General features: G+C 64.8%; 17 protein-coding genes and 1 tRNA gene. 9 read left to right on the top strand and 9 right to left on the bottom strand.

From position 1 onward, the window contains the following. Positions 1-450: 450 nt before the first annotated feature. Entirely contained in the window at positions 451-684 is a 234-nt protein-coding gene (locus OHA72_RS01380; RefSeq protein ID WP_327006048.1) for a GntR family transcriptional regulator, read from the bottom strand. 90 nt (positions 685-774) lie between these two features. Here OHA72_RS01380 and OHA72_RS01375 point away from each other — a divergent pair, with 90 nt between their 5' ends. Next, a complete protein-coding gene (locus OHA72_RS01375) occupies positions 775-1137 on the top strand; it encodes a hypothetical protein (protein ID WP_327006047.1) in 363 nt (120 codons plus the stop codon). 373 nt (positions 1138-1510) lie between these two features. Next, positions 1511-4579 (top strand): tetratricopeptide repeat protein, encoded by a 3069-nt coding sequence (locus OHA72_RS01370; protein ID WP_327006046.1) that lies wholly within the window; start codon positions 1511-1513, stop codon positions 4577-4579. Positions 4580-4888: 309 nt separating this feature from the next. Here the strand turns inward: OHA72_RS01370 and OHA72_RS64505 are convergent, their stop codons facing one another. After that, positions 4889-5230, bottom strand: coding sequence for an HAD family hydrolase (locus OHA72_RS64505; protein WP_442788484.1), 342 nt, complete (start codon positions 5228-5230; stop codon positions 4889-4891). Positions 5231-5287: 57 nt separating this feature from the next. Here OHA72_RS64505 and OHA72_RS01365 point away from each other — a divergent pair, with 57 nt between their 5' ends. From OHA72_RS01365 to OHA72_RS01355, 3 genes are all read left to right on the top strand, one after another. Next, positions 5288-5800, top strand: coding sequence for a TerD family protein (locus OHA72_RS01365; protein ID WP_327006045.1), 513 nt, complete (start codon positions 5288-5290; stop codon positions 5798-5800). 590 nt (positions 5801-6390) lie between these two features. Beyond that, the gene (locus tag OHA72_RS01360) at positions 6391-6567 is read left to right on the top strand and encodes a hypothetical protein (RefSeq protein WP_327006044.1); all 177 of its coding nucleotides are present in this window, start codon (positions 6391-6393) and stop codon (positions 6565-6567) included. Positions 6568-7067: 500 nt separating this feature from the next. Further along, positions 7068-7415, top strand: coding sequence for a hypothetical protein (locus tag OHA72_RS01355; RefSeq protein WP_327006043.1), 348 nt, complete (start codon positions 7068-7070; stop codon positions 7413-7415). 21 nt (positions 7416-7436) lie between these two features. On the opposite strand, the gene OHA72_RS01350 is transcribed toward OHA72_RS01355, so the two are convergent. From OHA72_RS01350 to OHA72_RS01340, 3 genes are all read right to left on the bottom strand, one after another. Then, positions 7437-8687, bottom strand: a complete 1251-nt coding sequence (locus OHA72_RS01350; protein ID WP_442788811.1) for an IS701 family transposase — start codon at positions 8685-8687, stop codon at positions 7437-7439. Positions 8688-8832: 145 nt separating this feature from the next. Then, a complete protein-coding gene (locus OHA72_RS01345; RefSeq protein WP_327006042.1) occupies positions 8833-9921 on the bottom strand; it encodes an IS630 family transposase in 1089 nt (362 codons plus the stop codon). 34 nt (positions 9922-9955) lie between these two features. Next, complete coding sequence (locus tag OHA72_RS01340; protein WP_327006041.1) at positions 9956-10456, bottom strand: hypothetical protein; 501 nt, start codon at positions 10454-10456, stop codon at positions 9956-9958. Between the two features lie 546 nt (positions 10457-11002). On the opposite strand from OHA72_RS01340, the gene OHA72_RS01335 reads away from it, so the two are divergent. After that, positions 11003-11551: a hypothetical protein gene (locus OHA72_RS01335; RefSeq protein WP_327006040.1), complete on the top strand. Its 549-nt coding sequence runs from the start codon at positions 11003-11005 to the stop codon at positions 11549-11551. A 473-nt stretch (positions 11552-12024) separates the two neighbouring features. Here OHA72_RS01335 and OHA72_RS01330 read toward each other — a convergent pair whose 3' ends face one another. From OHA72_RS01330 to OHA72_RS01315, 4 genes are all read right to left on the bottom strand, one after another. Further along, positions 12025-13401, bottom strand: coding sequence for an ApeA N-terminal domain 1-containing protein (locus OHA72_RS01330; protein WP_327006039.1), 1377 nt, complete (start codon positions 13399-13401; stop codon positions 12025-12027). A gap of 363 nt (positions 13402-13764) precedes the next feature. Further along, positions 13765-13836, bottom strand: a tRNA-Arg gene (locus tag OHA72_RS01325). Between the two features lie 44 nt (positions 13837-13880). Further along, the gene (locus OHA72_RS01320; RefSeq protein ID WP_327006038.1) at positions 13881-14510 is read right to left on the bottom strand and encodes a DUF305 domain-containing protein; all 630 of its coding nucleotides are present in this window, start codon (positions 14508-14510) and stop codon (positions 13881-13883) included. 10 nt (positions 14511-14520) lie between these two features. Further along, entirely contained in the window at positions 14521-15444 is a 924-nt protein-coding gene (locus tag OHA72_RS01315; RefSeq protein WP_327006037.1) for a thioredoxin-like domain-containing protein, read from the bottom strand. A 177-nt stretch (positions 15445-15621) separates the two neighbouring features. Here OHA72_RS01315 and argS point away from each other — a divergent pair, with 177 nt between their 5' ends. From argS to OHA72_RS01300, 3 genes are read left to right on the top strand one after another with little or no spacing between them, the layout of a single operon-like run. Then, positions 15622-17280, top strand: a complete 1659-nt coding sequence (gene argS, locus OHA72_RS01310; RefSeq protein WP_327006036.1) for an arginine--tRNA ligase — start codon at positions 15622-15624, stop codon at positions 17278-17280. Positions 17281-17284: 4 nt separating this feature from the next. Continuing rightward, entirely contained in the window at positions 17285-18670 is a 1386-nt protein-coding gene (lysA, locus tag OHA72_RS01305) for a diaminopimelate decarboxylase (RefSeq protein WP_327006035.1), read from the top strand. Positions 18671-18685: 15 nt separating this feature from the next. Further along, positions 18686-19957 (top strand): homoserine dehydrogenase, encoded by a 1272-nt coding sequence (locus OHA72_RS01300; RefSeq protein ID WP_327006034.1) that lies wholly within the window; start codon positions 18686-18688, stop codon positions 19955-19957. Positions 19958-19960: the final 3 nt, after the last annotated feature.

The following is a 19960-nucleotide window of genomic DNA, read 5'->3' as shown; positions in this document are numbered from 1 at the left end:
CCGGTGCAGGCGCGTCGTTGGTTGGTCGCAACACCTTCGCTGTTCATGGGGCGGGCCCACTAGAGGGTCCTAACGAGCGTTCCAACGAGGGCTCCAACGACCGGGAACGCTCGCCTGAACCCTCGCCCATGAACGCGTCATCCCTGCTGGTGGGCGACGGTGCGGAGGGCTGGTGGACCGGAACCGACTGATAAGAACTATCACTTCTATCGGTACGCAAGCTGTCGGCAGTTCCGGCTCACGGCTTTTCTTTGCCCGCAGCGCTGGTGCTGGCGCGGACGATCAACCTGGACCGGGTCCTCAGGGGCACGACACCCGACGAGCCGCCCCGAGATCATCAAGGCGTTGATCCACCGGTCATGGCGGTCCTCTGGCCGTCAGATTGGTAGTTGACCGAGGTTTGGTGTATCCGGGCGTGGTCCTGCTCGTCACGTCGCCTGGCTGCCGGTCTCAGGTCGGCGGCGCCACGAAGGTCCCTCGGCCCTGGACGGTGCGGACCGCACCCTCGTCGCGCAGGACCTCGATGGCATGGATGACCGTTCCTCGCGCAAGTTCGAACTCTTGCTGTAGCGACGTGATGCTCGGGACCGGACGGTTCGGCGGGTAGACGCCCGTCCTGATCCGCTCACGGAGAACCGCCGCCAGCTGTAGGTACAGCGGTTCTGGGCCCTCCGGATCAATCACTCCTTGAAGGTAAGTGGTCACGGTCTTCCGCGATCCGTCATGGCAGACCATGGACTACCATGTAACAGTGAGATACGGTGACGATCGGATGTGGCGGTCGGGGCGAGGAGGAACACGGCCGCCTCGTCCATCCTGATCCTGCGCAGCAAGGGAGCGATGATGACCGCCCACCCCGACTGGTGCGTCCGCACTGCCTGCACGGCCTACGTTCGTGACGGAGACGAGTACCACCGGTCTGAACCGGTCGTGGTCAAGACCGACGATCCGGCCATCAACCTGTTCATCTGCAAGCTGGCCGACCCAGACGGCACAGATGAGCACATCGAGATGGCGATGTTGCAGTTGTCCGAGGGGCAGCCGTGGCACCTGACCGAGCCGATCGCGAACCGGGAAATCCTCCTCCCTCGCGACTCGGCTGATGCCGTGCGGCACGCCCTGGCCGAGCTGGTCTGACCGCGACCCCCGGTGCCCACGTTCGGCATGCCGGGGGAGGCGTCAACTCGGCATCCCAGGGTCGATCACGGTGGTAGCGGAGGATCGTATGCTCCCCGAGGTCCCGTCCAATGTCTGCCGCCTTGTCCGGCTTTGAGCATTTCGACTGATTCGCGAATTTCACTCGCTTCATGCGTAAAGGCAAAGTTCGGTGGTCGAAGCACACACTTTTCTGTGCGCGGCGTGATTGCGTAGAGTTACACGCATGAGTCGCCGTCGAGCTACGCGAGCCAAGGGGCCCACGTCGGTCGCGCGTGTTAAGGCGGACAGCAAGAACACTGCTCGACCGACCCGGGCTCGGTTCCGTTATCAAGATGAGTGCGGCGCTCTAGCCGTGCTGAACCATCTCGGTGCCGAGGATTTCGCAGGAATTCTAGTCGAAGTCACGACCGACTTCTGTATCGTGCCGACCAGCGGTCCGCTTGAAATGGTCTCAGTCAAGCATAGAGATGTGAATCAGACCTCCGGCAGTGACTGGACGTGGGATTCCTTGCGCAAGCAGGATGTCCTTACCGGTCTGTTTAAGGCTTGGTCTGTGGCTGATGAGCAGTGTTCAGTCGCATTCTGGACCAATGCCGGCTTTATCCGATCCCTTGTCCCACTTCATACGGCCTGTTCGACGTCTGCACCGATCCTAGTTGAGATAGTCAAAAAGGTGGCGGCTGAGCTTGCCGTTGCTGATCCTGAAGCACGGCGATTTCTAGCGGCGTTGAAGATGCCCGCCGAGCCATTGCCTCGCCGTAAGGAAATAACCGACATTGGGGTTGTGAAGGTCGGTCGGTACATCCGCCAGTGGAGAACTGGGGCGATGGGGCATGCGGAAGCTGCGTATGGCGCACTCATCGAAGCGATCGCGGCGGCTAGTACCGATCTTCCCGATGAGCGGGCATACATTCCGATCGAACGGGTCGCGACGCTCGCTTCGGAGGTCGCCCGTCGGGGGGAGTGGGAGCGAGAGACACAGTTTCTATCCGCAGACAATCTCCGACTCGCGATGCTCGCGGCTTGGGACAGAAGTGAGTCTGATGAACTCCAAGGCGCGCCGAGGTCAAGTTGGACGCCGGACCCGCTGTTTATTGGTCGAGAACAGGTGCTGCACCAAGTTCGAGATCTGCTACGGATAGGTGAGCCCGTAGAAGTGGCGCCGGTTGTCATCCATGGTGGCGCCGGCTGCGGGAAAACCAGCGTAGCGTTGCAATTCGCCGCTCTCAGCAGGGATCAGATTCGTCCGATCATAATCGATGCACGATCCCGTGCATCCCTGCTTCACGGGATCAACTCACTGTCTATTCCGGAGGCTCGCGAGATATCAAAGGACGATGCTCTGCGCGAAATGAAGGCACCCGTTACTCCGACTCTTCCGGGCAACTCGGCCACTTTGATTATTTTGGACGGCGTGACTGACGTACAAACCTTGCGTGGAGTAATCCCGCGGATCGGACTATGTCGGGTGCTGATTACGAGCACTGTTCGTAATGTTGACGCGGGTTACATGCACATCGCTCTTGATGTATGGACTCGGGGGGAAAGCGTCAACTTCATCCGAAACGTTTTCCCGAGTGAGTCGTTCGAGGTCGTTCAGAAGCTTGCGTCAGTGCTTCATGACCATCCGCTGGCGATAACTCAAGCAGTAAATTATTGTCGTAATAACGGTAGTCCGATCATCGACTTTCTTGAGCGATTCAATCGGATGCCAGTCGATCTTCTCGACCGGGGCTCAGCGAGTGGCTATCCGAGAAGTCTAGCTCAAACGCTTCGGTTGGCAATTGAGTTGCTCGACGAAACATGTTCGGAGGCCGGCGAAATTCTGCGGTGTCTCGCGTTTATGGACGGCCATCCGTTCCCAGAGTCGTTGTTCCCCGATGATCCGGATCGGTGGGGAATGGCATTCGTATCCCGGGCGGAAGTGGTCGAATCGCGATCGGAGAGCGTCGGCTGGATAGAAAAGATACTTCGCAAACGCAAGACGTCTGAGCGTGAATCTCAAACTCGGCATGCGGAAGTCACAGTGGATGCACAGGCGATAGCTTCCACCCTGGGTAGGAATGAGATCCGGGACAGAGCACTTGAAGCCCTGGTTTCGTCCGCACTCGTTAATCGTAGAGACGGCGCGCTGATCATGCACCCGCTGATCGCGTTGTATACGCGAGGGTTATGTAGCTCGCCTGTCCCTTATCTTGAGTTGGGACTTGGGTTCTTTGTGGGGAAAATGGGGGGCGATAACGACTATTCTGGACGGCCGGATCCATATCTTGGAATCATCAATGCGATAGTTTCTCACGCTCTAGAACGCCAATTGCATGGGATCGGCGTAATCCTTGCTGGCAGGACGCTTGTCATGCGGCTCGCCCTCATGGGAGATGGCAGCGTGTCGGGATCGGTTCAATCGTCTGCCGTAGAGTTAGGCCGCGTGCTGCTGTCGCGAACTGAGATGGAGGTTGCCATCGGTGCGCTAGATGCAGAGCTCGTGCTCGCTGTACGCGAGGCACTGGCTCAGGCGCTAATTCTCGATGGAGCGGCAGATGAAGCGATCGTTGAATTAAGAAAGAACTATGAATTTGGCGCCTCGCGTGGTTCCTATTTCCATGCGATCAGATCTTTGCTGAACATCGGCCTCGCTGCCGCAAGAGGCGGGTTAAGGGAAGTGGCAGAAGAGGCGTTAGGCCTGTTGCCAGAACCGCAGACCGTTCAGGATGACGTTGGATCGGCCACGATCGCCCAGATGCGAGCTCAGTTACTGCGGTTGCTAAACCGGCATGATGAAGCCGATAGTGCGCTCCAGGTAGCGCTTGAGCGGATGCCAGCGGTTAAGGAGCATCCACAGCTTTCCGAAGAAATCTATGGCGTCGCCGCACTATTGGCGAGGGACCGTAATGACGACGCGGCGGTGTTTCGCTACGAATCGCTAGCTGCGGAGGCGGGAGAGGGGCGAGCTGGGCACCTGCCGCGCCTTCTCAGAGTTAGGCACCTTGCAGATAGCGCTATCGGCGCTGGAGAGCTCGAAGTGGCGGAGCGATATGTTGCCGAAGCGGAGCAGCTTGCGCGAGAGGGGGGCGGAACCTCTAGCGCTCACTATGGTGATGTCCTTGCGGTTCGCGGAAGATTAAGGTTTGTCCAGCAGCGATTCCCGGAAGCTAGTGAAGATCTTGAAGAGTCGCTAGAAATAATGCAAAATGCACGGCGCGGCTACGATCACGAACTAACGCCGGCTCTGGTGCATTTGGCCCAAGTCCGCATGTTCCTCGGTGATTTTCCAGGAGCTATTAGCTTGGCTAAGCAGGCAGTTGAAATTGACACGAATACATTCGGTGCCAAGCATCCAGAGACTCTTAAGGATATTCGCGTGCTGAGGCAGATACAGATAGCGCGCAGAATTGCGGGCAGCTTATACCCAAGATCTTAGGGTGTCGACCATGGCCTAGGTCGTGGCGACTCGGACCCGGTGTCTAGTTCCTTGGTTGAGTGTCGAGGAGCTTTGCTCGATCGTAGAAAGCTGATCGCTGGATACCAGATGAAGGCACTCATTCTGAGTTCTCACAGAGGCGTTCGACGCTCAGGTTACGCACTCGGAGTGTCGGACACCAATGCGGCAGCAATGTTGCCTATGCTCGTTACCACCACATCGGCATGTGCATCAGTGAACCGCTGGAACTTCACCGGCTTGTTGGCATAGGCGATAACTGGTACGCCGGCCGCATGCGATCCCTCAATGTCAAAACAGGGAGTCGCCTATGAACACGCACGCTGTCGACTCGACGTTCAGCGCAGTCATGGCCCGCCGGATTGGTTCTGGGTTGGGTTTCATCCGCTCAGGTTGTGCGTACGCCCGGCCGACCACGTAGGCGATGTGCCCGTTCAGGCGATGGGTGCTGAGGTACGCCTCGATCGCGGGCGCAGAGTTGTTGCTGACGATCGTGATCGGCTTGCCAGCTCGTGTTCGAGCTGCCAGGGCGGTTGCAGGTTGGTTGTTCTGAGCGGGCCTTGTGCGGTGACGGCCGGCCCGTTGTCGATGCTCGCATCGCACCCTCACCGTGGTAAACCGCAGCGCACTCATCTGGTGACGACCGTGCAGCTGATCATGCCAGTTGTTGCCCGACGTTATCGTTGCGGCATGCTGCTGGCCAAGGGACAGAACATGACGCTGCCGGTTGCCCCGCTGCGCGTCGTGATCGGGTGGCGTCCGGGTGCGGGCGTGCCCGAGGTGGACGGTTGTGTCCTGGTTCTCGACGCCGACGGCAAGGTGAGCGGCGACGCGGACATGGTCTTCTACAACCAGCCCGCGCACCCGAGCGGCGCGCTACGCCACGAAGGCAAAGCGGCGGGTGGTGAGACGCTCACGATCGACCCGGCCCACCTGCCGCCCGCCGTGGACCGGGTCGTGATCGGCGGCTCGACCGACGGTGGCACGTTCGGGTCGGTGCCGGGGCTGTACCTCGCGGTGGTAGACGCGGCGAGCGGGGCTGAGATTGCGCGGTTCCAGGTCGACGACGCGGCGAGCGAGACGGCGTTCCTGTTCGCGGAGGTGTACCGACGCGGCGCCGAGTGGAAGCTGCGTGCGGTAGGGCAGGGGTACGCGTCGGGGCTGGCGGGATTCGCGCAGGGACTTCGGCGTTGCGGTGGTTGAGGAGGAGGAGCCGGCACGCGCGGTCCCGCCCGGGCCGCCGGTTCCGTTCGGGCCGCCGGTCTCGTCCGGGCCGCCGGTTCCGTTCGGGCCGCCGGTCTCGTCCGGGCCGCCGGTTCCGTTCGGGCCGCCGGTCCCGTCCGGGCCGCCGGTTCCGTTCGGGCCGCCGGTCCCGTCTGGGCCGCCGGTTCTGCCCGCGCCAGCGGCTCCGGCACCGGCACCGGCCTGGCCACCGCCCCCGGCCGGGCCAGCGTCGACGCCCGTCGATCTCCGCAAGCGCGAGCGGATCATGGGCATGGAGAGGCGGGTCGCCGCCGCGGTCGTGGCTGTCGAAATCGGCGGAGGCCGGACGGCGTGACGGTACGGCGGACCGGCTCGCCACCTGGCGGTGCCGCGGATGGCGGCGCGGCGGGGTGGCCCCATAGTGGTCGACTCGGCGGGTCGGTGCCGCTGTTGCTGTCGCCGCATAACGACGCCCTGCTGATCCGGCTGGACGCGACGCTTCCGATCCGGGCGGCGCGGGTTCGGGGGTTCCTCAGCGACACCGTGACCTCAACCACCCGGTCCACCACCGCCGCTACGACCTGACGCTCGTGTGCCCGGACGTCGAGGTGTGCGCCGATCCGGGCCGGTGCGCGGACGCGATCGGGCAACTCGCCGAGGCGGCGTGCCGCGTCTACGCCGGCTATCTCAACGCCGACGACGGCGCGGCGGCGGTGGCCTCGACGCTGCTCGGCGGCGCGCTGGATCGCTTCCGGCCGTGGGTGTAACAGGTCTGTTCAACCCTCACCGCACCGGCTGTGCCGGTTACCTCGGAGCGGTGGCGGGACCGGTTGGCGTACCGTCCGGCTACCACTGCTATGAACGGTCCTGTTTTCCCTGGTGGCAGGCCGATTGCACCGTCCAGAGCCGTCGTCTCCTGCGGAACTCAGGCGAGTAATTGACCAACTGCGCGCTGGCCTCGCGAGGCGGCGCGTCGCGAGGCGTCAGGGTCGGAGCGAGCGCGGCGAGCGAGGCACGCTATCGCGGAGCGAAAGATGGTCGCGCAGAGAGCTAGTACGGCAGCGGCACTTCTGATCTATGTGCGGTCATCGGTGTCGCGGCGTTAAGGCTGGGTTGAAGCCGGCGTTCCGTGCCTGCCGCCTGGAGGATCGAGGGTGGAGCCCCGTGGGGTTCCGTAGATCAGCTGGACGGTGTCGTCGTTTGCCAGTTGTTCTCCAGGGCCAGATCTTGTCCGGTCAAGGGGACTGCGTCGTCTTATGATCATCGTATGCAGTCGGTTGTCGATGTGTCTCTTGGCGCTGCGGGGCCGCCGCACGAGGTGGTGCTGAAGCTTCAAGGTGGTGACGACTGGGAGCTGAATGTGTGGTCCACCTTCGAGGATCTGGCCAAGCTTCGTGACGTTCGATCCGCCGTGTGGGCTGAGCGCAGGTCGATCGCGGCGGGAACGAGTGCCGGTAGCAGGGTCTTTTGGGCTGGTCCTGCTGAGGGCGCAGACCCTGAGACTGCGACGGTGTTGATCGGACATGACGACGAGGCGTGGGACATCGCGTTCCTGATCCCCGTGAGCCTCGTCGAGACGATTGGGAGTATGGCAAGCGCCCGGCACCTGGACTAGTACGGCAGCGGTGCACTTGATCTAGCTGCTGGCCAGCTTGGTGTCGCGATGTCTGTAGTGGCTGCGACGTGCGGTGGCTTGGTGACGTCGTCGCCACCAGGACCAGCGGATCGCTGCGGTGTCGTCGTGACCGTCCAGCAGCGCGACGACCAGCCGACGTAGTTCCCCGACGCTGAGCGGCACCAGCTCGTCGTTGCGCGGGTCGGGATTATCGGGTTGTTGGCTGGTGATGGCGGTGACTAGGACGGCGAGGGCGATCATGGCCAGCAGGGTGAAGCGGTGCCAGGCTTTCCAGCCTCGACACTGGTAGTGATCGAGTCCGACCTGGGTTTTCGCGGCTTGGAAGGCCTCCTCGATCGACCAACGGCGTCCCGCGACGGTGATCAGCGTGCTCAGTGGGACGGGGTGTGGCGTCCAGCAGCGGTAGAACGCCAACTCGCCGGTGTCGACCGATCTGCGGATGAGCAGGCTGTGCCAGCCGTGGTCGTGGTCGACGTGGTCGTGAACCCAGGCCCACTCGTAGAACCGTTCACCCTTGGACCCTTTCCCGCAGGTGCGCTGCTCCCATGCCTGTTCGCTCAGGCCGGCGGCGACGTCATCGACTCTCAGCCGGACGCTTTCGGTGGCCTGGATGCGCTGGTTACGGGCGATCGCCAGGACGTAGCCCACACCCCGACCACGCAGTCGTTCCCGCAGTGCCGGGTCCAGGCCGTAGACCTCGTCACCGGTCACGAACGCCGCGGCCACCCCGGCGTCGAGGGCCTCCTCGATCATCGCGATGGCCAGCTGCGGTTTCGTCGCGAATTGCACCCCATCGGGCACGCCAGCCACCTGGCAGCGCTCCGCATCGGCGCACCAGGAACCCGGCAGGTACAGCCGGGCGTCGACCAGCGCTCGCCCTGAGGGCGCCGCGTAGGCCAGGAACACCCCTACCTGGCTGTTCTCGATCCGGCCCGCAGTCCCGGAGTACTGGCGCTGGACCCCGACCGAGCAGAACCCCTTCTTCAAGAACCCAGTCTCGTCCACCACTAGGACGCCCTCGGGGTGGCCGAGCTGCTCCACCACGAACCCGCGCAGGTCATCACCGATGCGACCCTCATCCCACACCGCCGTACGCAGCAGCCGCTGCATCCGGTCCGGGCACCCGTGGCCAGCATGCTCGGCCAGCCACCATCCGTTCTTACGTTCCAACGGCGCCAGCAGACCCAACAACAACTCACCCACCGTGCGGCGGGTCTCCGGACGGGCGAACCGCGGCCCGATCCGCGTCACCACATCATCGAACTTCTGTCGCCAAAGGGCGACCGCTACGCTGTGACCAGCGGCCACCACGAGATCATCTTGACTGTCCACAACAGACGATGATCAAGCGGTGGCCGTAACTACGCCACCCCACCCAGGAAGTGCCGCTGCCGTACTAGTGTCCTGAGTCGTTAATTCGGCCGCAGTACGCGGCGAGTGTTTCGAGGATCTCGTCGGCGGTGCGGGTCCAGACGAACGGCTTCGGGTCGGTGTTCCACGCTTCGATCCAGGCGGTCACGTCGGCTTCGAGTGCGGCGACGCTGCGGTGCGTGGAGCGACGGAGCTTGCGGTTGGTGAGCTCGGCGAACCAGCGTTCGACGAGGTTGAGCCAGGACGAGTAGGTCGGTGTGAAGTGCAGGTGGAAGCGGGGGTGCTTGACCAGCCACTGCTGGATCTGGGGTGTCTTGTGCGTGCTGTAGTTGTCCAGGATCAGGTGAAGGTCCACATCGGACGGTGTGGCGTTGTCGATCGTCCTGAGGAACCGCAGGAACTCCTGATGCCGATGTCGTCGCTGGGTCTGCCCGATCACCTTGCCGGTCGCCAGGTCCAGAGCTGCGAACAGGCTCGTGGTGCCGTGCCGGACGTAGTCGTGGGTCTGCCGGGCGGGCGCGGCCGGCATCATCGGCAGCACCGGCGCCGTGCGGTCCAACGCCTGCATCTGGCTTTTCTCGTCCACCGCCAGGACCATCGCCCCGACCGGCGGGTCGAGGTACAACCCGACAATGTCGCGGACCTTCTCGATGAACTGCGGGTCCGTCGACAGCTTCCAATCGTCGACCAGGTGCGGCTTGAGCCCGAACGCACGCCAGATCCGCGACACCGCGGTCTGATTCAAGCCGACCGCCCTGGCCATCGATCGGGTCGACCAGTGACTGTCACCCCGCGGCGGCGCCTGCTCCAACGTCGCCACCACCACCGCCTCGACCGCATCATCAGTCAGCTTGCGCGGCGCTCCCGGCCGCGGCTCGTCCGACAAACCCTCCAAACGCCTGGCGATGAACCGGGACCGCCACTTCCCGACCATGTCCCGAGACACCCCAAGCCGCGCAGCAACAGCGGTGTTCGGCATGCCGTCCGCACACGCCAACACGATCCGCGACCGCATCGCCAACGCCTGCGATGACTTCGCCCGCCGCGTCCATCGCAACAACGTCTCACGCTCATCGTCGGACAACACCAACGACCCCTGCGCCTTCCCTGGCATACGCAAAGTGTAGGCGAATTAGCGACTCAGGACACTAGGACTGCGCAACGATGAAGCAGACGGCCGCGCTCACCGCCACGAGTGCGAGAATCTGGCAGAACTGAGCCGCCACAACCCAACGGACTTTGATGTCGTTGCCTTTGCGCAACGAATCCAGCGTTCCAATGTGGAGATGGGCGACGACGCTCCGCGCCTCCTCCTCGGAATGGTCCCGTCTGGTTGTACGCATCTGGGTCATCGTTGCGGCGTCGGCCAACGTGTGCGGCGGAAAGATCGGCCCGAAGCTGATCAAGGTTCCGCACAGCGCCGCACTGAAAAAGAACACCAGTGCACAGATCACCGCGACGATCACGGCCGATGGAGGCGCTGTCGAAGTGATGCCCTTCACCAAGGCGCCGACGCCGGCTAAGAGCGTGACCAGCGCTCCCGACTGCGTGACAACCGACACGCCACGTGCTTCCAGGGTCGTCCGGCGCTCGCGTTCGCCCTTCAGCTCACCCTCGATAAAGACGGCATAGATCTGATCACCGCTCACCGGATGATCTCTTGGACTTGCCCTGGGTCCTCGTGACGGATCAGATCTGTCGTTACCCACGACAGGTCGACTGGCGCCATTGACTCAGCGGCGGCCGTTGGCGGGATGTCTTGGCGTGCCGCCGCCGCTTCCGACTGGACGTCCTCCGATGAGCTGTGGGGCGCGGGGGAGTCGTGCGGGTCGCTCATTGCCCACTCTCGACAACGCGACTCGAACCACGAAATTCGTACCCCGCGCGGTCGCTCTCGCGAATGTGGTCCGTCGTCACCCACGACACGTCGACCGGTGGTGGCGGTGGGGGTGGGGGCTCAACCGGCGGTTGACCGGAGGTGTTGTCCGACATGCCATGATCGCTTTCTCTGCGGCCAAGCCATTCGTTGCTACCGAGGCGCAATCACGCTAGCACTCGTTGAGGCTGAGTGCTAACACGCCCGCGCGCTTCGGCCTTGGTGCTCGTAGAATGCCGAACTGGTGCCACCGGGCTAGCGGAGTGGATGACACGGGCCGTCGTGCAAGCTGTTGAACCGAGAACGTACGCTCATGTGCGTGGGCTTGGTGCTGCACCCTGATGGACCAAGTGATGTGGACTTGTGTCGGCTCGCTATAGCAGCAGCGCTGACGGACGCCGAACTGGTCCACCTGTATAAGGATGAAACCGTACATTCGGAACTTCTGACTGCTACGACGTTCGCGAGCTACGCCAACGAGGTCTGGGCAGGCGAGAATCATCACATTCGTCTTTCGGTGCACGTCATTGAGGAGCTGGATCCCGCCATTGCAGCAGTGTTCTCAACTACCGACGCGAACGGCCTGTGGTACCTCGGCCAGCCGTTCCTGTACGTAAAGGCCGGGCAACAACGGAAGCTGACGGCGTTGCATGAGGTCGCTCATCTCGTAGTCGATAGCGACGAAGGAAATTACGGCCACAGCGCAGACTGGCTGTCGGTCTACCAGCGCCTTCAGGGAACCTACCTTCCGAAGAGCGTTGGCGATGAGTGGAGCACTAGACACACACGGCGCTTAGAGCGGATCGCTCGTGAGGTCGACAGAGATCCGACGTACATTCCACCCGCAATCCTAGAGCTGCCGCACTGAACTGCCATGCCGCGATCCGGGCGCGTTCGGCGCCGTACATCGGGTCAACGCAAGGATGCCCCGGCCGCTCGGCCGAGGCATCCTTGATCGTCTACTCGAACGCGAAACTTGCTTCTACGATCAGTGATTGGCCAGTTGCGCTGCGTGCTTGCAGTTCTGTGACGTGCCCCCGGCTAGAGACAAATCTGCATAACTTGATCGTGAATCTACCGGTTCTAGCTGGGAATATGCTCGGCCTGACCTGGGATTCGCCCTGCCGAAGCAGTTGCAGGTTGGTGCTTCCGGACCCGACTCCGTTCGCTGGCGATCGGGACTCGGGCTCGCGGGCATAGCTCTCGTTGCGCCAGCAACGACTACGCGCCACTGGCAGCCGCCTAGCATCAACCCGGCTGGATCAGCGCTGGCCCGTTCTTACACCCGTCAGCGCACGCAACCGACCGCGTCGGCGCTGACGGTGCCTTCCCGCCGATCTCTTACACGAGGATCTTGTCCAGTTGCCGTTTGAGGTGCAGAAGTTCCTGATGCTGAACGATTTGGTCGAATACCGCGTCAGGGGCATCCACCAAGCGCAGAAGTTGAAAGACGTACAGCCAGTACGCGGACTCGGACATGAAGTACTGCTCCGAGAACTGCTCATCCAGCCGGACGCCTTTGTGATGGGCCATATCGTTGCGATCGTCCTTCAACTGCTTTGCCCACTTGTCGACTCGGCCGCCTACGAGGTCCTGCATCGGCTGCCCGACATTTTGCGCGCAGCGCTTGATGCGCTCCACGTAGATGACACTGTCATTGTGTTCGTCTCGGTCGAGCCCTTCCAGGGCGGCGAGACGGTCCATGTACCGATCGTGTAGGTAGCCACCGGTGCTGTATCGCGTGGCCATGACACGGCCGAGCGTCGATCGATGTTTCCGCGCGACGGCGAGCCACCGGGCTGCGCCGTCCAGACCGCCGAGTTGCCCCAGGGAGAAGAGCAGGTCGTTGCCGCGGAGCAATCTTGCCTCATGTGACGGGTCAACGGTCCACTGCGCCCATAGCTGGATGGGCGTGTACCTGCGCCCGTCGGGGTACGACTCCTTCAGCTCCGGCCGTGTGTCGGGAATCTCCTGATAGACGTCGGGGTGCCGGAACGACAAGGTTTCGAACGCTGCGGGTCGCCCTGTTGCGATCGACAGCAGATCCTGTAGATCCGAAACTGTGTCGATCAGCTCCGTCATCGGCAACACGGTCGGGTACCGCAGACCAAAGCTGAAGTACTCATTGATCTTCCATGTTCCGCCGGCCTGCTGCGGCCTGCCTGTGCGGTGCCGAAGCTCAAGCTTGCCACCATCCGCAAGCTGCGCGGCTTCGACCGGCAGAGATTCGGCGGTCAGCTCGTACCTGGGCTCCTCGCCCGGCTTCACATTTATGATGCCGGTGATCCCGCTGCGTCCCACCCAGGTCTCAAGCCCGCCTGGCTGTACGAACACGGCGTTGGCCGATAGTGCCCCCGTACCATCGAAATGAACGCCCTTGAAGACCTGCTGAACGTGTACGAGTTGCCGGTAGGCGCCACCGAACATGGCGCCCTGGTACTTGACCTGTACGCCGCCCTCAAGGGTGTAGCGGCCGCCTTCTGCCTCTCCCAGGATTCGGTCGTACGTGCCCGCGACCTCCAGGTCATCCTCGGTGATCGCTGCAGAAGACTCGCCGTTGGAGTGAGTCCAGGTCGCAACGTCCGTCACCTCCTTGAGCGCCCCACCGATCAGCAGCAGCTGCGACGCGCCCTGGGCATCGACGGTCAGGACACCAGGCAGTTTCCGCGCTTCGTCTTCGGGCAGCCACCAGTGCCCGACAACCTCGAAGCCACTCATTGGCGAACCCTCCCGTACCGACGACCTCTTGCTAGGAACACGCCTCGCGTAACGCGACGAAGGCAGAGGCGTTACGGTGGCCGCGCCGTCAATGCGGCCACTTCAGCAACATCAGACTTATCCCACAGCCATGATCGGGCGAAGTGATCTGTCGCCGTCAGTGCGCGGGGTCGCCGGTTGACTCGCGTAATCAAGTGCGTGTTGTATACCGCGATCCGGGCGAGCGTGTCACTGCCCGTCGGGCCAACGCGAAGATGCCCCGGCCACCGGACCGGGGCATCTTTGATCGTCTACTCGAACGCGAAACTGGCCTCCACGATCAGTGATCGACCGGTCGCGCTGCGCGTTTGCAGTTCTGTAACGTGCCCCCGGCAGGATTCGAACCTGCGCCCCCGCCTCCGGAGGGCGGTGCTCTATCCCCTGAGCTACGGGGGCCTTGCGGCCTCGCAAAGGATAACAGATCGCCTGTGGCGGTTGAGTCAGGAGGGGAGGGGTTGGGCGCCCAGGTCCTGGAGCTTTTCCGTCAAGGCGGTGATGTCGTACTGCTGGGAGACGCGCATCCTCTCGGCGGCGTCGCGGACCTCGGTGGTGGAGGCGGTCTTGGCGGCCGTCTCGGACATGTGGATGCCGCCCAGGTGGTGGCGGAGCATGAGCTGGCACCACATGGTGTCGAAGTCCTTGCCGGTGGAGGACTTGAGCTTCTTGAGCTCGTCCTGGGTGGCCATGCCGGGCATGCGGCCGTCGGGCTGGAGGGCGTTCTTGCCGTCGGGCATCCAGGACATCGGGGTGTTGTCCGTGTTGGGGGACAGGTGCCACTGGGTGAGCCAGGTCTGCATCTGGCCGATCTGCCACTGCTGGCTGGTGGCCATGTCGTAGCCCAGGGTGCGGATGTCGTCGGTGGAGCCGAGGCGGTAGGCGAACATGGCCATCTCGACCGCCTGGGTGTGGTGGACGCTCATGTCGCGGGCGAAGCCGGCGTCGACTGAGTCCTCGCCGGGGGTGCGCAGGGTCGGGATGAGGTATCCGACGGAGACGCCCACGGCGAGGAGCAGAACGGCGGCGAGCACGCCCAAGGTCAGGCGTGCCCGCGCCGTGAGTTGTCCGAACATTGCTTGGTGATCAGCCGCCCGTGCCCGGCTGCTGCTGCGTGCCGTCCTTGCCGAGGTCGCGCGGCACGGTGCCGGTCTCGGTGATGATGTCACCGCTGGAGCAGGGGGTGCCGGGCTCGAGGCTGGCGTTCTGGCGGAGCGCCTTGATGAACTCGTCGATGCGGCCGTCGCTGGCCTTGTCGACCTTCAGCTGGAAGCCCCAGGCCTGCAGCGAGATCGGCTTGTCGAGGCCCTCGTAGGGGCTCATCATCATGTAGTCCTTGCCGCGGACCTTCTTGGCGAGGGCTTCGACCTGGTCGGCCGGCAGATCGGGGCGGTAGGTGACCCAGACCGAGCCGTGCTCCATGGCGTGCAGGGCGTGCTCGGTGGCGATCGGCGCGGTGTAGACGTCGCCGAGGCAGCGCTGCCAGTTCTGGTTGTGGTTACCGGCCACCGGCGGGTTGGCGATGCTCAGGTCGTACTTCTGCTGGCCCCACACGTGGCTGCGCTCTTCGGTGTACGCCTTGTTGATCTTGTAGTAGTCCTTGATGCCGTCGATGCGGTCGGCGCGCTCGCGGACGGTGAGGCCGTTTTCGTTGACCTGCCAGACGGCGAAGCCCACGATGCCCAGGGCGAGCAGGCCGACCACGGAGAACAGGATGATCGGGCCCCATGCGGCGCCCTGCTTCACCTTCACCGGGGCGACCTTGCGGGCCGCGGGGCGACCGGCGGCGGGGCGCTTGCCGGCCGGGGCCGTCTTGCGCGCCGGGGCGGACTTGCGTGGGCTGGCCTTCGGCTTGCCCAGTGAGACCGGTGCGGCCTCCTCGACGTCGGTCTCCTCGACCGCGTCGACGTCGACCTCGTCCTCGTCGCCGCCCTGCTTCGGCTTGGCGCCGGCAACGGGCTTGGTCGACGGCTTGCGGTTACCGCCGCCGTGCTGGGTGCTCATGCTCATGTCGTCGCCTCGCAACGCTCAGCGTGGTGCTCGCTCATCGGGCCTCGTCTGGTCAACGGTCGGGGGGTCGGGCGGGACGCGCGGTCGGTCAACACCGCCGGAGCGGCCGTCCCGCATTGTGACCAGCAGAACGGGCCGCCGCCAAGTACCGGAGTCTACCCCCGATAACATTTGTCGGTGACTCCCGCTGAACTCGCCGTAGCAGTCCTCGAAGCCGCCCGGGCGGCGCTTACTGAGCGTGACCTCGACGCGTCCGTTCTTCCTGCGACGACCAGCGTGGAGCGGCCGCGAAACCCGGAGCATGGTGACTATGCGTCGAATATCGCCTTGCAGTTGGGCAAGAGGGTCGGGCTGAGTCCGCGTGAGCTCGCCGCGGCGGTCGCGAAAAACTTGCAGGAAACTCCCGGGATCGATGCCGTGGAGATCGCCGGTCCGGGGTTCCTGAACATCCGGTTGTCGGCGGCGGCGGCCGGTGGGCTGGCGGGGATCGTGGTGGAGGCGGGCCGCTCCTACGGGCGCAGCGAGACCCTCGCCAAGGAGAAGGTCAACCTGGAGTTCGTCTCGGCGAACCCGACGGGGCCGGTCCACCTGGGGCACACCCGCTGGGCGGCGGTCGGCGACGCGCTGGGCCGGATCCTGTCGGCCGCGGGGGCGGACGTGACCCGCGAGCACTACATCAACGACGCCGGCGTGCAGATGGCCAGGTTCGCCGAGTCGGTGCAGGCCGCGGCCAACAACCAGCCGACGCCGCCGGACGGGTACCCGGGCGAGTACATCCAGGACATCGCGCGCAAGATCGTCGCTGAAAATCCGGATATTCTCGACAAAAGCCAGGAAGACCAGAAAGCGGCCTTCGAGCACGAGGGCTACAAGGCCATGCTCAAGGAGATGCAGGACAGCCTCGAGCGGTTCGGCGTCCACTTCGACGTGTGGTTCTCCGAGAAGACCCTGCACGACGGCGGCGCGGTCGAGCACGCCCTCGACGAGCTGCGCAAGCAGGGGCACATCTTCGAGGCCGACGGCGCGATCTGGCTGCGCACCACCGACTTCGGCGACGACAAGGACCGGGTGCTGATCCGCTCCAACGGGGAGAAGACCTACTTCGCCGCCGACGCCGCGTACTACATCAACAAGCGCGAGCGGGGCTTCGACCGCTGCATCTACATGCTCGGCGCCGACCACCACGGGTACATCGGGCGGTTGAAGGCGATCGCGGCGTGCGCCGGCGACGACCCGCAGCGCAACATCGAGGTCCTCATCGGGCAGCTGGTCAGCCTGCTGCGCGGTGGCGAGCCGGTCCGGCTCAGCAAGCGCGCCGGCACGCTCATCACGCTCGACGAGCTGATCGAGGTCGTCGGGGTCGACGCCGCGCGGTACTCCCTCGCGCGCTCCTCGACCGACTCGCCGCTCACCCTCGACATCGAGGTGATCACGCGGCAGAAGAACGACAACCCGGTCTTCTACGTCCAGTACGTCGGCGCCCGCACCGCCTCCGTCGCCCGCAACGCGGCGGAGCTCGGGCTGCACCGCACCGACACGTATGAGGCAGGCCTGCTCGTCCACGAGAAGGAGCTCGACCTGCTCAAGGCCCTCGGCGACTTCCCGGCGGTGGTCGCCACCGCGGCGGAGCTGCGCGAGCCGCATCGCGTGGCACGCTATCTGGAGGAGCTGGCGGGGTCCTACCACCGCTTCTACGACAACTGCCGGGTGTTGCCGCAGGGCGACGAGCCGATCACGGAGACCAACCGGGCGCGGTTGTGGCTCAACGACGCGACGCGTCAGGTCATCGTCAACGGGCTCGACCTGCTCGGCGTCTCAGCACCGGAACGGATGTAAGCAGATGCGTGCACATGAGGCCGGAGCGCTGCACGGGGACCTGGGCTTCAGCGGCCCCTCCTGGCTGCGCACCCCCGAGAACGTCAACGCGCTCGTACCCCAGCTCTGGGCCAAAACAGTCGAAAGAGCGACAAACGGCGAGATAAGCGTCGGCGGGGTAAATGTCCGAAAAATCGCCGAAGACCACGGCACCCCCGCCTACGTGTTCGACGAAGCGGACTTCCGTGCCCGCTGCAAAGCGTTCAAAGAGGCCTTCGGCGGCGCCGAGGTCTTCTACGCGGGCAAGGCCTTCATCGCCACCGCCATCGTGCGGATCCTCGTCGAGGAGGGCCTGTCGCTGGACGTCTGCACCGGCGGCGAGCTCGCCGTGGCGCTGCGCGGCGGCATGCCCCCCGAGCGGATCGGCCTGCACGGCAACAACAAGTCGGTCGCCGAGCTCACCAGGGCCGTCGAGGCGGGCGTGGGCCGGATCATCGTCGACTCGTTCGACGAGATCGACCGGCTGACCGCCATCGCGAAGCAGACGGCCACCCGGCCGAAGGTCATGGTCCGGGTCACGGTCGGCGTCGAGGCGCACACCCACGAGTACATCGCCACGGCGCACGAGGACCAGAAGTTCGGCTTCTCGCTGTCCGGCGGCGCCGCCGCAAAGGCCGTCGACAAGATCCTGACCGAAGACGTCCTCGTGCTCCGCGGCCTGCACTCTCACATCGGCTCCCAGATCTTCGACACGTCCGGGTTCGAGGTCTCCGCCCGGCGGCTCCTGTCACTCCAGGCCGCCATCCACGACAAGTACAAGATCGAGCTGCCCGAGCTGGACCTGGGCGGCGGCTTCGGCATCGCGTACACCACGCAGGACACCCCGGCCGAGCCGCGGGACCTGGCCACGGACCTGATGCGGATCGTCAAGCAGGAGTGCGCGGCGCTGCAGCTCAGCGTGCCGCACCTGTCGATCGAGCCGGGCCGGGCGATCGTCGGGCCGGCGATGTTCACCCTCTACGAGGTCGGCACGGTCAAGGACGTCGACGGGATCCGCACGTACGTGAGCGTCGACGGCGGCATGAGCGACAACATCCGCACCGCGCTGTACGACGCGGCCTACTCCGCGACCGTCGCAAGCCGGGCGTCCGCCGAGCCGCCTATTCTGGCCCGCGTGGTGGGAAAACATTGCGAGGCCGGGGACATCATCGTGAAGGATGAGTTCCTGCCGGCCGACGTTCGGGCCGGAGATCTTCTTGCGGTGCCGGGCACAGGGGCCTACTGCCGCAGCATGGCGAGCAACTACAACCACGTCCCCCGTCCGCCGGTCGTGGCGGTGGTTGACGGGGAATCGCGGGTCATCGTCCGCCGGGAGACCGAGGACGACCTGCTTAAACTGGACGTGGGGTGACGAATGGCGCAATCGGTGAGGGTGGCTCTTCTGGGCTGCGGGACCGTCGGCGCGGAAGTGGTCCGGCTCCTGCACGAGCACGAGCGGGACCTGACGGCGCGCATCGGCGCGCCGCTGGAGCTCGTCGGCGTCGCCGTGCGCCGGTCGGGCCGCGCCCGTGACCTGCCGATCGACCCGGCACTGTTCACCACCGACGCGCTCGGCCTGGTCAAGCGCGACGACGTCGACGTGGTCGTCGAGGTCGTCGGCGGCATCGAACCGGCCCGCACCTGGCTGCTCGAGGCGCTGCACGGCGGCAAGAGCGTCGTGACGGCCAACAAGGCCCTGCTCGGCGAGGACGGCGCCACCCTGCACAAGGCCGCCGCCGAGGCGGGCGCCGACCTGTACTACGAGGCCTCCGTCGCCGGCGCGATCCCCCTGCTGCGCCCGCTGCGCGACTCACTGCACGGCGACCGCATCACCCGCGTCACCGGCATCGTCAACGGCACGACCAACTTCATCCTGTCCTCGATGGACAGCACCGGCGCCGGCTTCGCCGAGGCTCTCGAAGAGGCCACCGCGCTCGGCTACGCCGAGGCCGACCCGACCGCGGACGTCGAGGGCTTCGACGCCGCGGCCAAGGCCGCGATCCTGGCGTCCATGGCGTTCCACACCCGGGTCACCGCCGCCGACGTGCACCGCGAGGGCATCACCGAGGTCACCGCCGCCGACATGGCCAGTGCCAAGGCCATGGGCTGCACGATCAAGCTGCTGTGCATCGCCACCAAGCTCGACGACGCCGTCTCGGTGCGCGTACACCCGGCGATGATCCCGCGCACGCACCCGCTCGCCGGCGTCGGCGACGCGTTCAACGCCGTGTTCGTCGAGGCCGAGGCCGCCGGTCAGCTCATGTTCTACGGCCGCGGCGCGGGCGGCGCGCCCACCGCGAGCGCGGTGCTCGGCGACCTGGTGGCCGTGTCGCGCAACCGGCTCGCCGGCACCCACGCCGCATCGGAGTCCGCATACGCCGACCTGCCCATCCGGCCGATCGGCGACGCGCTCACCAGGTATCACATCTCGCTGGACGTCGCGGACAAGGCCGGCGTCCTCGCCGCCGTCGCGGGCGTCTTCGCCAAGCACGGGGTCAGCATCGCGACCGTCAACCAGTCGGGTCGCGGCAACCAGGCCGTGCTGGTCATCGTCACGCACGCCGCCGCGGACCGCGCCCTCGCGGCCACCGTCGCCGAGCTGCGGGCCCTGGACATCGTTCGCGCCGTGGCGAGCGTCCTGCGTGTCGAAGGGGAGTAGCGC

The sequence above is a fragment of the Dactylosporangium sp. NBC_01737 genome, assembly GCF_035963215.1.
Classification (GTDB): Bacteria; Actinomycetota; Actinomycetes; order Mycobacteriales; family Micromonosporaceae; genus Dactylosporangium.
This window is presented reverse-complemented; position numbering and strand designations above follow the sequence as displayed.